We start from the raw sequence: 12,677 nt of genomic DNA on the forward strand, positions 1-12,677 counted from the left end.
GTCTGGGGTCGGCAATCTTTGGGGGGCGGCATTTAACCATAATTGCAAGCAAAACACCGGGCGGCGAGTTATCACGATTAATTTAACTTTACGTGAGGATTTGGCGATCTTGCGACTCCCATAATCGGCTCCAACGAACAACAACCGGGAGCCGGACATGTCGCAGCCAACTGCTTCACCCAAGGCCAGCCATCCACGCTGGCTGCGGCTCACCCACTGGCTCAACGCCCTGGCGGTGCTGGTGATGGTTACCAGCGGCTGGCGCATCTACAACGCCTCGCCGCTCTACGACTTCAGCTTTCCCACGTCGATCACCCTTGGCGGCTGGCTCGGCGGCGCCCTGCAGTGGCACTTCGCGGCGATGTGGTTCCTGGGCGTCAACGGTCTCATCTACCTGGCCTGCAACCTGTTCAGCGGGCGCCTGCAACGACGCTTTTTTCCGGTCTCGCCCAAAGGCGTACTGCATGACCTGTGGGCCGCGCTGCGCGGCAAGCTGGGGCATGCGGACCTGAGTCACTACAACCAGGTGCAGCGTGTGGCGTACCTGTTCGTGATGGTCGATATCACGCTGCTGGTGCTCTCCGGGCTGGTGCTGTGGAAGTCGGTGCAGTTCCCGCTGTTGCGTGAATTGCTGTGGGGCTACGAAGGCGCGCGGCGGGTGCATTTTTTCGCCATGGCGCTGTTGGTGGCCTTCGTTGCGGTGCATCTGCTGATGGTCGCGCTGGTGCCAAAAACACTGCTGGCCATGATTGTCGGTCGCAAGGAGCACGTATGAAAAAGCGCATTCAAGACGCCGGGCTGGACGAGTCATCCATTCTCATCGACGCCCGGAAAATCCTCGCCCCGCAGATCGAAGACCGCTCACGCCGCTCGTTCCTGCTGCGTGGCCTGACCCTCGGCGGCGTGGCCATGTTGTCCGGTTGCAACCTCACCGACAACGACAGCGTCGAGACCGCGTTGTCGTCCATGTCGCGCTTCAACGACCGGGTGCAAGGCTGGCTGTTCAACCCCAATGCCATGGCGCCGACCTATCCGGCGTCGATGATCACCCGGCCATTTCCTTTCAATGCCTTCTATGGCATCGACGAGGCGCCGACGGTGGAGGAGGAGAGTTATCGACTGGAAGTCACCGGCCTGGTCGCGGACAAGCGCAGTTGGCGCCTCGAAGAACTGCGCGCCATGGCACAGACCGAGCAGATCACCCGGCACATCTGCGTCGAAGGCTGGAGCGCGATCGGCCGTTGGGGTGGCGTGCGCTTCAGTGATTTCCTGAAAAGGGTCGGCGCCGACACTGATGCCAAGTACGTCGGCTTCAAGTGCGCCGACGACTACTACACCAGCATCGACATGGCCACCGCACTGCATGCGCAAACCCTGTTGACCCTGACCTACGACGGCGCCGTGCTGCCGCGCGAATACGGCTTCCCGATGAAGCTGCGCATGCCCACCAAGCTCGGCTACAAGAACCCCAAACACATCCAGGCGATCTTCGTCAGCAACACCTACAGCGGCGGCTACTGGGAAGACCAGGGCTACAACTGGTTTGGTGGCAGCTGACGAGAATCCGCCATTCCCCCTCGTCCACACACCCTGCATCAAGGAGTTTCATCATGAAGAAGTTGACCACCGTTGTTCTGTCCATGTGCCTGGCCGTCGGTGCTGCCAGTGTTTTTGCTGCTGACACCATGAGCAATGATTCGATGTCCAAGGACGCCATGTCGAAAGATGCGATGAAGAAGGACACGACGTCCAAGGATGCCATGAGCAAGGACGCCATGAAAAAAGACGCGATGTCCAAGGATGCCATGAGCAAGGACGCCATGAAGAAAGATGCCATGTCCAAGGACGCGATGAAAAAGGACGCCATGTCGCAGTAACTCGAATCCTGTCCTGGGGGGCACGCGGCTTGCCCCCCCATGACGATTGATAGCACAAAGCCTCGCAACCACCGATTTCATCGACCGCCTGTATCAAAAATGAATTTCCGCGGATACCGTTGCTCATACCTGTAGGTAGCGGATTTAGAGCCCGCGAAAACTTTAGTACGATCAGGGAGCAGCAGTCATGGGTCGAGTATCGACGGCGGGCGAACACCTTCCTGGCGGGTTGATTCTGGTGGTTGAAGACGACCCGCTGATCCTGGAATTTCTCTGTGAAATTCTTCAGGACGAAGGTTATGTAGTGCAGCCGCAATCCAGTGCGGATGCGGCGTCGGTGTACCTGCAGGGGCACGCTTCGGAAGTCGGGTTGTTGCTGACCGACATCACCATGCCGGGCACGCTCAACGGTGCCGATCTGGCCAACCTGTTCGGTGATCGCTGGCCGGACAAACCGATCATGATCATGTCCGGATTTGAAACCCCGGAAAGTTCAGGGGTTCGGCATGAAGTGTCGTTCATCAAGAAACCCTGGGCGCTCGGGCAATTGCTCGATTGCGTAGACGGTGCCCTGAAATCCCGCCGTACCTTATGATCGTGTACATTGCGCAAAATCCCGCTGATCCTTGAGATAGGAAGGACCCTTTGCCTGTTCCCGATACCATTTTCAATGTCCCGTACCGTGCCTTCCTGTTCGACATGGATGGCACCATCCTCACCTCGATAGCCGCAGCCGAGCGAGTCTGGGCCAGGTGGGCCGTTCGCCACGGCGTCGATGTAGAGACCTTCCTGCCCACCATCCACGGTGCCCGCGCCATCGATACCATTAATCGCCTGGCCTTGCCTGGCGTCGATGCCGAGGCAGAAGCCGCGTGGATCACCCGTGCTGAAATCGAGGATGTCGACGGCGTTGAAGAGGTGGCTGGCGCGGCGGGTTTTCTGCGGTCGTTGCCGGCTCATCAATGGGCCATCGTCACCTCGGCACCGAGGGCGCTGGCGTTGCGGCGGATGGCCGCCGCGGGTATTCCCGAACCGGCTGTGATGGTCACTGCCGAAGATGTCAGCGCCGGCAAGCCCGACCCGGCGGGTTATCGATTGGCTGCGCAACGGCTGGGTGTCGAGATCAGGGATTGCCTGGTGTTCGAGGATGCGACGGTAGGCATCCTGGCGGCCGAGGCGGCGGGGGCGGATTTGTTGATCGTCACGTCGACGCATGAGCAGCCGATTGTGACGGCGCATGCGACGTTGGGGAGTTATGACACGGTTGTTGCCCGCTTGGATGTGGACAGTTTCATCAGGCTGCAGAAAATCTGAATGTGGGAGCGGGCTTGCTCGCGAAAGCGGTGTATCAGTCGACATTTCTGTTGTATGACACGCCGCCTTCGGGAGCAAGCCCGCTCCCACAGTGGGGTTGTGTATGGCTCAATAAATTTTGGGGATCAATCGCCAGCTGCGGGCGCAATAAGCTTCGTATTCATCGCCAAACTGTGTCCGTAGCAGCGCCTCTTCCGAATGTATCCGCGCAATCAACGGAATCACCGTCAACGCCGCCAGCAACAACCCCACCCCCGAGCGAAACGCCAGCGCCCAACCTACGGCAATCACCAGCATCCCCAGATAACTGGGGTTACGCAGGCTGCGATAGATCCCATCGGTCACCAGGCGATGGCCCGGCTGGATCGCCACCAGTCCACTGAAGCGTTTGCCCAGCACGAACACCGGCCACAGCCGCAGGGCGCCGCCGATGATGAACAGCAACGCGCCCAGCCAACGCACGCCCTCACCACCAAAGGTCCAGAAGTCGATCCGGTCGGTGTACGCGGGCAAGAAGCCACTCAACAGTCCGATCACCCCGAACGCCGGCAGCACCCAGCGATTGGCCCGGTCCTCGCGTTCGCCGGAACTCAGGTTGACTTCGGTAAACAGCGAAGCGATGACCATGGCCAGGGTTGCCAGCGCCACCACCACCAAGGCGGCATGGGAGAAAAATGCGGCAAAGCCGCCCAGCCCCCAAATCGCCAGCCAGAAGTAGGCGAGGGTGGAGACGATGGCGAAAAACGCCAGTTTGGCCGAGATTTTCATGATGTCTCCACAGGTGAACACACCCCGTCATTGTACCTCTGACCGTGCATTGCGCCTGATCACTTGGGGCGGCTGGCCGAACGCTCGAAGGAAGGCTTCGCGCATGCGCCGAGGATCAAGAAAACCGGTTTCCAGGGCGATCTGGTCCAGCGTCAGGCGCCCGCGTTCGAGCAGCTGCCGTGCCGCTTCCAGGCGCAGGTTCTCGATGGCTTTGGCCGGCGACTGACCGGTTTCGGCGCGGAACGCACGGCTGAACTGGCGCGGGCTCAGCCGCGCCTCTTGCGCCAGTTGTTCCACCGATAACGTCTGGGCCAGGTGTTCCCTGGCGTAGGTGAGGACAGTCTGGATACGGTCGGATTTCGGTGCCAGTTCCAGCAGCGCCGAGTGTTGCGACTGGCCGCCGGCACGGCGGTGGTACATCACCAGTTTCTGCGCCACGGCACGCGCGAGTTCGCCGCCGTGATCCTTTTCCACCATGGCCAGCGCCAGGTCGATACCGGCGGTCATGCCGGCGGAGGTCCAGATCGAGCCGTCGATCACGTAGATGCGGTCGGGTTCAACCTTGATCGATGGAAAGCGTTCCTGCAGTTGTCGCGCATAGGCCCAGTGCGTGGTTGCCCGGCGGCCCTCGAGCAGTCCGGCCTGGGCCATGACAAAGGCGCCGGAGCAAATCGACGCGGTGCGGCGCGCGGTCCTGGCGCTGGCTCGCACGTAGTCGAGCACGCCCTCGGGCGCCTGTTCGAGGATGGTGTCGCCGCCCACCACGATCACCGTGTCGAACAGCCGTTCACCGAACGCTTCGGTGCCGACGTTCAGGCCACCGGAAGCGCGCAAGGTGCGCCCGTCTTCGGACAGTACACGCACGTCATACAGGGCTTCGCCGGCGCTGAAGTTGGCGTACTCGAACACCGGCATGGCCGCCAGCGCCATGGACTGGAAACCCTCGAAAACCACGAACGCCACGCTGATCATCGCCAGGTCCTCAAAACGCTGATGGCAGAAAAACGTAGGTTAAACGTCATTTGAGACGAGCGCGAGACCATTTATAACTGCGCTCACCGGGCGATTGTCTCGCCTCATTGTGAAGGAAATTGCACATGGCTCTCTCTTCCAAAGGTACCGCGTTGATCACTGGCGCTTCTTCCGGCATTGGCGCGGTGTATGCCGGCCGTCTCGCCCGGCAGGGTTACGACCTGATCCTGGTCGCTCGCAGCCAGGCAAAACTCAACGCCTTGGCCACTCGCCTGAGCGACCAGACGGGCCGCACCGTGGAGGTGGTCGCCGCGGATCTGAAAGACAAGGCTGACTTGTCGCGGGTCGAACAGATCCTGCGCAGCGACGCGAGCATCACCCTGTTGGTCAACAACGCCGGGGTCGGCGCGGTCATGCCGTTGCTCGGCAGCCCGGTGGATGACATGGAAGACATGATCAACCTCAACATCACCGCGCTGACACGCCTGGCTTATGCGGTGGTGCCAGGCTTCGTCGCACGCGGTGCCGGAACCGTGATCAACATTTCCTCGATCGTCGCCATCGCCCCGGAAATCCTCAACGGCGTGTACGGCGGGACCAAGGCGTTTGTCCTCGGCCTGAGCCAATCGATGCACCGGGAACTGGCCGATAAGGGCATTCGCATCCAGGCCGTGCTACCGGGCGCGACCGCCACCGACTTCTGGAGCGAGGCCGGAAACCCGGTAGAGAACCTGCCACAGGAGATCGTGATGTCCGCTGAAGACATGGTCGATGCGGCGCTGGTGGGGCTGGAGAGGGGGGAAGTGGTGACTATTCCAGGCTTGCATGATGGTGAGCAGTGGGATCGTTATGAAGCCCAGCGCCAGGTGCTGTCCGGGTTGTTTGGCAACTCTACGTCGGCACCGCGTTATCGTTGATTGAAAGATCGCAGCCTCGCTTCGCGAGACATCTCCTACAGGCGAAGCGAGGCTGCGATCTTTAAATCTCGGTTATTGGCCTTCCTGGACAAGAATGGCGCGAGCCAGTTCTTCGTCGCTGGCGCTGTTGAGGTCGGGATGTTCCTGGCGCACCCGCTGCATGACCTGCTCCAGGTAAACACCGCGAATCGCGCCACCACTGGCCACGAAGCTGGAGGCGTCATCCCGGGCGGGAATCATCAGTTTGTCATCCTTGAACGTCGAATACAGCGAGGCGGAAACCCCCGCTGAGGTGGCGACATCTTTCGCGTCGACATCGGCCATCGCGGAGCCCACGGGTAAGCACAGCAAAAGGGAAGAAATGATAATCAGACGGCGCATGACGTAGTCCTCTGAAGGCGTGATGCAAAAAGGAAGTACCTCACCCTTAGGATGCACAACTGTCGACAGGAGTTCCCTTGTCGATGCTTGAACCGGCGATTCAGCGGGAAAACCGGTTGCGATAATCCCTCGGCGAAACCCCCAGGTTGCGCTGGAAGGTCAGGCGCATGCGCTCCTCGTCACCGAAGCCACACAACCGGGAAATTTGATCGATGTTGCGCCCGGAATCTTCCAGCAGACGCCGGGCGGCTTCCACGCGCAGCACTTCAACGGCCTTGGCCGGGGTGCGGCCGGTCTTGAGTTTGTAGACCCGGGCAAAGTTGCGCGGGCTCATCTGCACCTGTTGGGCGAGTGTCTCGACGGTGAGGTTGGCACCGGACAGGTTCTGCGTGATCCACAGGTGCAGGTCATCGAAGGCCGCGCCTTCGCTGGTTTGCGCTTGCAGCAACTGGCTGTACTGCGCCTGGCCACCGGGGCGCTTGAGGAACACCACCATTTCCCGAGCCGTGAGCAGCGCCAGTTCCCGTCCGCAATCTTCCTCGACCAACGCCAGTGCCAGGTCGATGCCGGCGCTGACCCCGGCGGAAGTCCAGACCGAACCCTGCTGGACAAAGATCGCATCGTGGTCGACTTCGATGGACGGATGGCGCTCCTTGAGCATGCCGCACATTGCCCAATGGGTGGCGGCGCGCCGACCTTCGAGCAATCCGGCCTCGGCGAGCAGGAAGGTGCCGCTGCACACCGAAGCGGTGCGCCGCGCATTACTCGATGCCTGTTTGAGCCAGTCGACCAGGCTCAGGGAGTTGTTCATCGCCAGGATAATGGCCGGGGCACCGGGAACGATCAGTGTGTCGATCGATTGGTCGTCGAAGGCGCTCAATGGCAGAGTGTCGACGGCCAGGCCCTCGGCAGTCTGGATCAGGCCCCCGGTCAGGCTGGCGGTCTGCAGCTTGTAACCTGGCAGGTTGCTGCTGTTGAGGTAGCGCGAGGCCGCCCAGAACACGGTTTGCGCGCCGGTCAAATCCAGCAGGCCCATTTCGGGGTAGGCGAGGAATACGATCAAGCGCGGTTGCTCAGACGGAGACTGGGAGGTGACGGAAGTGCTGGCGATATCGTTCATGGGCTTGTGCATTGACTCGTTGGAATAATAATAATTCGCAAACGGTATAAGCGTTATCGCAGCTGGTCGGCTGTCCGCAATTCAGGGTTTTATGTCATTAGTCGGGGGAAACTTCAAGTTCACCCACTCGTGAAAATCCGGAACAATTGCATTGTCATTACCTGTCTGTTTTCGCACAAAAAGCCAGCGTACCCTTGACGATTCGCTATTGAATCGAGCACACACAGACATGGTTCCTTCCCTTGGCAGCATCGCTTCACGCTTGCGCCTCAAACAACTGCGCCTGTTGATCGCGCTGGATGACCGCGGCTCCCTGCACAAGGCCGCCGAGCAGATTTCGATTTCCCAGTCCGGCGCCACCAAGGCCCTGCAGGAGGTTGAGTCGCTGCTCGGCATGCCGCTGTTCGAACGCCAGCCCAAGGGCCTGGTGGCCAATGAGATGGGGCGATGCATGATTCGTTATGCGCGGCTGATCTACAGCGACGTGGAGCACCTGCGCGAGGAAATGGTCAGCATCATGCGCGGCCAGGGCGGGCGTTTGTCGGTGGGGGTGATCATGGGCGCGGTGCCGTTGCTGACCCGGGCATTGACCGAGTTGCGCCTCAAGCAACCGGAGTTGTCGGTGGAACTGGTGGAAAACACCAGCGCCACCTTGCTTGGGCTGCTGGATCAGGGGCGCCTGGACCTGGCCATCTGTCGAACCAGCGTCGGCCAGCGTTCGGACGCCTATGACTGCATCGAACTGAGCGAAGAGCCCTTGGCCGTGGTTGCCAGCAAGGATCATCCGCTGGCCAGCGCCGAGTCGTTGCAGCTGTCACAGTTGAGCGACTATCGCTGGGTGGTCTACCCCAAGGACATGCCGATGCGCCAGGCCCTGGAGCGGGAGCTTAACGAGGCAGGGCTGCAGATCCCGCGTTATCCGCTGGAAACCTCGTCGACCTTCGGCACCATTCTGCTGGTGCAACAGGACCCGACATTGCTGGCGGTGATCCCGGGGGAAGTGGCGGAGTTCTGCGAAAAATTCGATTTGCTGGTGAAGCTGCCGGTGTCCTTGCGTGCGCTGATCGAGCCTTACGGCGTGATCAGCCGGGCCGGCGCCAATCTGTCACCAGCGGCGACTCTGCTGATCAACGAGTTGCAACGGGACCCATGTCCTGAACGGAACCTGTAGGAGCTGGCTTGCCAGCGAAAGCGGATTGTCAGCCAACACTTGTGTCGACTGGCACGCCCTCTTCGCTGGCAAGCCAGCTCCTACAGGTTTTCGTTTTGCCTGTCAGGTCGGGGCAGGGGTTATTTGATGGGCGAAAACTGCGCCGGCATCAGCAGCTTCGATTCCATTTTTTCCAGCATCGGGAAGGCGATCGGCACGAAGCCTTCGAGCCAGTCCGGGTCCTGGTACAGCGCGGCGCGTTTGTTGATTCGCTCGTCCAGGCTCTCGTAGGCCCAGATGTGAATCACCTGGTTGAGCTCGCCGATTTCCGTGTACCACCAGCCCACCAGAGTGGCGTAGCGGGAGATTACCGGCAGGCCGTTTTCCTCGAAGTGCTTGAGGTAGGTCTGCATCGTGCCGATCTTCAGGGTGTAGGTTCGCATCTCGTAGAACATGGGGTTTGTCTCTCAGGAGTGAATGCCATGGAAGGCGTTGCCGATGATTCGCTCGACGTCGGCTGCAGTGGTCAGGCGCGGGTTGACCAGCACATTGGCGCTGCGCATCGAGTCGCTGACCATTTGCGCCATGTACTCCAGGTCCACGCCCAGGTCCTTGATGTTGTCGGGAATGCCGATGGCCTTGTTCAGTGCCATCACGTGCTCCACCACCTTGTGCCCGGCACCGGCAGGGCTCAGGCCGCTGACGTCTTCACCCATGGCGATGGCGATATCGCGGAACAGCTCCGGGCAGGCCGGCAGGTTGTACTCGATGACATAGGGCAACAGCGTGGCGTTGGCGATGCCGTGGGGGATGTTGAACACGCCGCCGAAGGTGTGGGAAATCGCATGCACGTTGCCCAGTTTCGATTGGGCGAACGCGACCCCGGCGAGGAACGAAGCGAGCAGCATCTGCTCCCGGGCGTGCAGGTCTACGCCAGCGAAAAACGCCTTGGGCAGGTGCGTGCAAATCATCTTGATCGCCTGCAGGGCCAAGGCCTGGCTGATCGGGTTGGCCTGCTTCGAGACGTAGGATTCGATGGCGTGGGTCAGGGCGTCCATGCCGGTGGCGGCGGTGATCGACGGCGGTAATTTGAGGGTCAGTTCAGCATCGAGAATGGCCAGTTTTGGAAACAAGGCCGGGCTGATGATCACCGTCTTGAACAGGGTCTTGGTGTTGGTGAACACCGTGGACGCCGTGCACTCACTGCCGGTGCCCGAGGTGGTCGGAATGGCAAAGATCGGCAACGGCGGGTGCAGCAGTTTGTCGTAGCCCTCGTAGTCGAGGATGTTGCCAGGGTTGGTGGCCATGGCCGCGACACCCTTTGCAGTGTCGATGCTGCTGCCGCCGCCGACGCCGATCACCGAGTCGCAATCGTGCTGCTTCAGGAAAGCGACGGCGCGTTCCAGCACATCCGTGGTGGGGTTGGGTTCGACGCCGGCAAACACTTCGTAGCCAATGTCACTTTCGGCCAGCGAGGCAAAAAAACTGTCCATGACCCCCGAGGCCATCAGCCCTTGGTCGGTGACCACCAGCAGCTTGTTGCGAACATGGGGCTTGAGCAAGGCGCCGGCCTGACGCACCAGGCCGTTGCCGCTTTTAAGGGTCGTGGGGAAATGGAACTGGAACGGGTTCATGGGGCTCTCCGGTTTCTTGTTGGTTGCGCAACAGTAATGAGCGCTGCTGGCTGTCGATAATGAAAAGGCCTGATACACCGATCACGCTTTGTCATCCCCCGAGTGACGGTTGCGCGGTGGTAACGTGGGCGCTTTGAACAGTCAGGAGCATGGACATGGATTTGGGTATTTCGGGGCGCTGGGCGATTGTCTGCGCCGCCAGCAAGGGCTTGGGCCTGGCCTGTGCGCGGGCCTTGGCGAAGGAGGGCGTCAACCTGGTGATCAACGCCCGTGGCAACGACACCTTGCAGGCCGCCGCCAATGAGTTGCGCGGCCTGGCGCCGAACATCGAAGTGCGCACCGTGGTCGGGGACATCAGCACACCTGCGGTGCGCGCGCAGGTGCTGGCGGCGTGTCCGCAGGTGGATATCCTGGTCAACAACGCCGGCGGGCCGCCTCCGGGCGACTTTCGCGACTGGCAGCGCGAAGACTGGCTCAAGGCGCTGGACGCCAACATGCTCACGCCCATCGAGCTGATCAAGGCTTGTGTCGATGGCATGGCCGAGCGTGGTTTCGGGCGCATCGTCAACATCACCTCCGGCGCGGTGAAGGCGCCGATCGATGTACTCGGGCTGTCCAATGGCGCCCGCAGCGGCCTGACCGGGTTCATCGCCGGGCTGGCGCGTCAGGCGCGACTGGCGGGCAACAACGTCACGGTCAACAACCTGCTACCGGGGCCGTTCGAGACCGAACGCTTGCACAAGACCCTGAATGCCGCCGCCGAGGCCAATGGCAGCAGCGTCGAAAGCATTGCCGAACAGCGGCGCAAAAACGTCCCGGCCCAGCGCTTCGGCCAGCCGGATGAATTCGGGGCTTATTGCGCGTTCATTTGCGGCGCGCAATCGGGATTCCTGACCGGGCAAAACCTGTTGCTGGACGGCGGCAGTTACCCCGGTACGTTCTGATCGGCGGGGGATGACCGTGGGTGATCCCCCAATCAGATCCCATCATTATTCAGCACTCGGGGGCGTGATTAGAGTGGGGCCGCTTGCCTCATGCCGGTCAGCCAAGACGCAAAAAACTGTGGGAGCCAGCCTGCTGGCGATAGCGGTGGGTCAGTCACATAAATGTTGGATGTGCTGCCGCCATCGCCAGCAGGCTGGCTCCCACAGGAGAATGCGGTATGCAGAACCTTGAATGACAGGCATCGGGCAGCTCGTCTCCACAACAATAAGAGCGCCCCACATGAACAATCCGAGTGCCGAAAGCCTGGCGTTGCCAGCCGCGTCCGCAACCGAACGCGCCACCAACGTGCGTTGGCGGATATTCCTCATCATGCTGTTGCTGACCGCGATCAACTACATCGACCGCGCCTCGCTGTCGGTGGCCTTGCCGCTGATTTCCAGCGAGTTCCAGATTCCGCCGGCCCTCGAAGGCCTGATGCTCAGCGCGTTTTTCTGGTCCTACGCATTGATGCAGATTCCCGGCGGCATGCTGCTGGACCGCTTCCACACCCGCCGCGTCATCGTCGTCGCGACCGTCGCCTGGGGCGCGTTCCAGGCGCTGGCCGCCGGGGCGCACAACTGGATCACCCTGCTGATCACGCGCATGGGCTTGGGCGTCGCTGAGTCGCCGATCATGCCCGCCGGCGCCAAGCTCAACGGCGCCTGGCTGACCCCCAATGAACGCGGACGCGGCGCGGTGCTGGTCGATGGCGGTGCGCCGCTGGGCAGTGCCTTCGGTGCGATCATCATTGCCGGGCTGATCGGCTGGTTCGACTCCTGGCGCATCGCCTTCGTGATCGCCGGGGTCGGCACCATGCTCGCCGGCGTGCTGGCCTGGAAATACATCCGCAACCACCCCAGCGAACACCCCGGCGTCAATGCCGCTGAACTCGCGCACATCACCGCAGGCAACGCCACGCTCAGCCAGCCCGGCGCCGTCACCAGCATCCCGTTCAAGGAACTGCTCAAGGACCGTTCGGTGCTGGCGATGTTCGCCGGTTACTGCTGCATCCTCAGTGTGTTCTACGGCCTGCTGACCTGGATGCCGAGCTACCTGCACCAGACCCACGGCCTGAACATTTCCGGCATGGGCGGGGCGACCTTCCTGATTTTCATGTGCGGTTTCATCGGCGAACTGGTCGGCGGCTACCTGGGGGACAAATGGAAATCCAGCGGCGCCTCGCCCAACCTGGTGATGCGCAGCATGTTCAGCGGTTCGGCGCTGGTCGCGGCGCTGTGCATGCTGGCCACGGCCTATACCGCCCAGGCGAGCCAGGCGATTGGCCTGCTGTGCGTGGCGATGTTTTTCATTCGCTGGTGCGGCATGTACTGGTGCATTCCGTCGATCCTCGGCGGCACCTCGAAAACCGGTGTACTGGCCGGCACCATGAATTTCTGCGGGAACATGGCCGGGGTGATCGTGCCGATCCTGATCGGCCTGATCGTGCAGTTCACCGGCTCGTATTTCCTGGTGCTGATCTTCTTCGTGGTCATGGCCATGCTGCTGGCGATATTCTCCAGCCTGATCGATTACCGGGAGCGAGGGCTGGTTTGACTGTAG

General features: G+C 61.3%; 15 protein-coding genes. 9 read left to right on the forward strand and 6 right to left on the reverse strand.

The annotated features are described in order from the left end of the window. The first annotated feature begins 157 nt into the window (after positions 1-157). The 5 genes from SOP95_RS19535 to SOP95_RS19555 all read left to right on the forward strand — a co-directional run bounded on the left by SOP95_RS19535 (position 158) and on the right by SOP95_RS19555 (position 3,191). On the forward strand, positions 158-775 hold the full coding sequence (locus SOP95_RS19535; protein ID WP_323608016.1) for a cytochrome b/b6 domain-containing protein: 618 nt from the start codon (positions 158-160) through the stop codon (positions 773-775). Beyond that, a complete protein-coding gene (locus SOP95_RS19540) occupies positions 772-1,557 on the forward strand; it encodes a molybdopterin-dependent oxidoreductase (protein ID WP_323608017.1) in 786 nt (261 codons plus the stop codon). The genes SOP95_RS19535 and SOP95_RS19540 overlap by 4 nt, the downstream gene beginning before the upstream one ends. Positions 1,558-1,610: 53 nt before the next feature. After that, positions 1,611-1,877: a pentapeptide MXKDX repeat protein gene (locus SOP95_RS19545; protein WP_274077910.1), complete on the forward strand. Its 267-nt coding sequence runs from the start codon at positions 1,611-1,613 to the stop codon at positions 1,875-1,877. 187 nt (positions 1,878-2,064) lie between these two features. Continuing rightward, positions 2,065-2,472: a response regulator gene (locus SOP95_RS19550; protein WP_274077909.1), complete on the forward strand. Its 408-nt coding sequence runs from the start codon at positions 2,065-2,067 to the stop codon at positions 2,470-2,472. A 104-nt stretch (positions 2,473-2,576) separates the two neighbouring features. Beyond that, on the forward strand, positions 2,577-3,191 hold the full coding sequence (locus tag SOP95_RS19555) for an HAD-IA family hydrolase (RefSeq protein ID WP_442967743.1): 615 nt from the start codon (positions 2,577-2,579) through the stop codon (positions 3,189-3,191). Positions 3,192-3,299: 108 nt separating this feature from the next. Here SOP95_RS19555 and SOP95_RS19560 read toward each other — a convergent pair whose 3' ends face one another. Both SOP95_RS19560 and SOP95_RS19565 read right to left on the reverse strand, forming a co-directional pair. Next, positions 3,300-3,959 (reverse strand): methyltransferase family protein, encoded by a 660-nt coding sequence (locus tag SOP95_RS19560; protein WP_323608019.1) that lies wholly within the window; start codon positions 3,957-3,959, stop codon positions 3,300-3,302. Positions 3,960-3,986: 27 nt separating this feature from the next. Beyond that, the gene (locus SOP95_RS19565; RefSeq protein ID WP_323608020.1) at positions 3,987-4,931 is read right to left on the reverse strand and encodes a GlxA family transcriptional regulator; all 945 of its coding nucleotides are present in this window, start codon (positions 4,929-4,931) and stop codon (positions 3,987-3,989) included. A gap of 125 nt (positions 4,932-5,056) precedes the next feature. Here SOP95_RS19565 and SOP95_RS19570 point away from each other — a divergent pair, with 125 nt between their 5' ends. Beyond that, on the forward strand, positions 5,057-5,848 hold the full coding sequence (locus tag SOP95_RS19570; protein WP_274077905.1) for an SDR family NAD(P)-dependent oxidoreductase: 792 nt from the start codon (positions 5,057-5,059) through the stop codon (positions 5,846-5,848). Positions 5,849-5,920: 72 nt separating this feature from the next. Here the strand turns inward: SOP95_RS19570 and SOP95_RS19575 are convergent, their stop codons facing one another. Together SOP95_RS19575 and SOP95_RS19580 are read right to left on the reverse strand one after the other, a co-directional pair. After that, positions 5,921-6,229 carry a DUF2388 domain-containing protein gene (locus SOP95_RS19575; protein WP_274077904.1) on the reverse strand — a complete coding sequence of 103 codons (309 nt, stop codon included), beginning with the start codon at positions 6,227-6,229 and terminating at the stop codon, positions 5,921-5,923. Between the two features lie 100 nt (positions 6,230-6,329). Further along, positions 6,330-7,349 (reverse strand): GlxA family transcriptional regulator, encoded by a 1,020-nt coding sequence (locus tag SOP95_RS19580; RefSeq protein ID WP_323608021.1) that lies wholly within the window; start codon positions 7,347-7,349, stop codon positions 6,330-6,332. Between the two features lie 229 nt (positions 7,350-7,578). On the opposite strand from SOP95_RS19580, the gene SOP95_RS19585 reads away from it, so the two are divergent. After that, a complete protein-coding gene (locus SOP95_RS19585; protein WP_323608022.1) occupies positions 7,579-8,520 on the forward strand; it encodes a LysR family transcriptional regulator in 942 nt (313 codons plus the stop codon). Between the two features lie 119 nt (positions 8,521-8,639). Here SOP95_RS19585 and SOP95_RS19590 read toward each other — a convergent pair whose 3' ends face one another. Continuing rightward, positions 8,640-8,954 (reverse strand): NIPSNAP family protein, encoded by a 315-nt coding sequence (locus SOP95_RS19590; RefSeq protein WP_274077463.1) that lies wholly within the window; start codon positions 8,952-8,954, stop codon positions 8,640-8,642. Between the two features lie 12 nt (positions 8,955-8,966). Continuing rightward, positions 8,967-10,133 carry an iron-containing alcohol dehydrogenase gene (locus SOP95_RS19595; RefSeq protein WP_323608023.1) on the reverse strand — a complete coding sequence of 389 codons (1,167 nt, stop codon included), beginning with the start codon at positions 10,131-10,133 and terminating at the stop codon, positions 8,967-8,969. Positions 10,134-10,288: 155 nt separating this feature from the next. On the opposite strand from SOP95_RS19595, the gene SOP95_RS19600 reads away from it, so the two are divergent. Both SOP95_RS19600 and SOP95_RS19605 read left to right on the forward strand, forming a co-directional pair. After that, a complete protein-coding gene (locus SOP95_RS19600) occupies positions 10,289-11,077 on the forward strand; it encodes an SDR family oxidoreductase (RefSeq protein ID WP_274077461.1) in 789 nt (262 codons plus the stop codon). A gap of 280 nt (positions 11,078-11,357) precedes the next feature. Beyond that, on the forward strand, positions 11,358-12,671 hold the full coding sequence (locus SOP95_RS19605) for an MFS transporter (RefSeq protein ID WP_323608024.1): 1,314 nt from the start codon (positions 11,358-11,360) through the stop codon (positions 12,669-12,671). Positions 12,672-12,677 lie beyond the last annotated feature (6 nt).

Source organism: Pseudomonas sp. YuFO8, from assembly GCF_035065025.1.
GTDB classification, from domain to species: Bacteria; Pseudomonadota; Gammaproteobacteria; order Pseudomonadales; family Pseudomonadaceae; genus Aquipseudomonas; species Aquipseudomonas putida_AE.

Excerpts from the sequence above, each read along its gene's own strand:
- SOP95_RS19580 (WP_323608021.1), bottom strand. The coding sequence starts at position 7,349 with ATGAACGATATCGCCAGCACTTCCGTCACCTCCCAGTCTCCGTCTGAG.
- SOP95_RS19605 (WP_323608024.1), top strand. The coding sequence starts at position 11,358 with ATGAACAATCCGAGTGCCGAAAGCCTGGCGTTGCCAGCCGCGTCCGCA.
- SOP95_RS19570 (WP_274077905.1), top strand. The coding sequence starts at position 5,057 with ATGGCTCTCTCTTCCAAAGGTACCGCGTTGATCACTGGCGCTTCTTCC.
- SOP95_RS19585 (WP_323608022.1), top strand. The coding sequence starts at position 7,579 with ATGGTTCCTTCCCTTGGCAGCATCGCTTCACGCTTGCGCCTCAAACAA.
- SOP95_RS19545 (WP_274077910.1), top strand. The coding sequence starts at position 1,611 with ATGAAGAAGTTGACCACCGTTGTTCTGTCCATGTGCCTGGCCGTCGGT.
- SOP95_RS19595 (WP_323608023.1), bottom strand. The coding sequence starts at position 10,133 with ATGAACCCGTTCCAGTTCCATTTCCCCACGACCCTTAAAAGCGGCAAC.
- SOP95_RS19535 (WP_323608016.1), top strand. The coding sequence starts at position 158 with ATGTCGCAGCCAACTGCTTCACCCAAGGCCAGCCATCCACGCTGGCTG.
- SOP95_RS19575 (WP_274077904.1), bottom strand. The coding sequence starts at position 6,229 with ATGCGCCGTCTGATTATCATTTCTTCCCTTTTGCTGTGCTTACCCGTG.
- SOP95_RS19590 (WP_274077463.1), bottom strand. The coding sequence starts at position 8,954 with ATGTTCTACGAGATGCGAACCTACACCCTGAAGATCGGCACGATGCAG.
- SOP95_RS19540 (WP_323608017.1), top strand. The coding sequence starts at position 772 with ATGAAAAAGCGCATTCAAGACGCCGGGCTGGACGAGTCATCCATTCTC.
- SOP95_RS19565 (WP_323608020.1), bottom strand. The coding sequence starts at position 4,931 with ATGATCAGCGTGGCGTTCGTGGTTTTCGAGGGTTTCCAGTCCATGGCG.
- SOP95_RS19550 (WP_274077909.1), top strand. The coding sequence starts at position 2,065 with ATGGGTCGAGTATCGACGGCGGGCGAACACCTTCCTGGCGGGTTGATT.
- SOP95_RS19560 (WP_323608019.1), bottom strand. The coding sequence starts at position 3,959 with ATGAAAATCTCGGCCAAACTGGCGTTTTTCGCCATCGTCTCCACCCTC.
- SOP95_RS19555 (WP_442967743.1), top strand. The coding sequence starts at position 2,577 with ATGGATGGCACCATCCTCACCTCGATAGCCGCAGCCGAGCGAGTCTGG.
- SOP95_RS19600 (WP_274077461.1), top strand. The coding sequence starts at position 10,289 with ATGGATTTGGGTATTTCGGGGCGCTGGGCGATTGTCTGCGCCGCCAGC.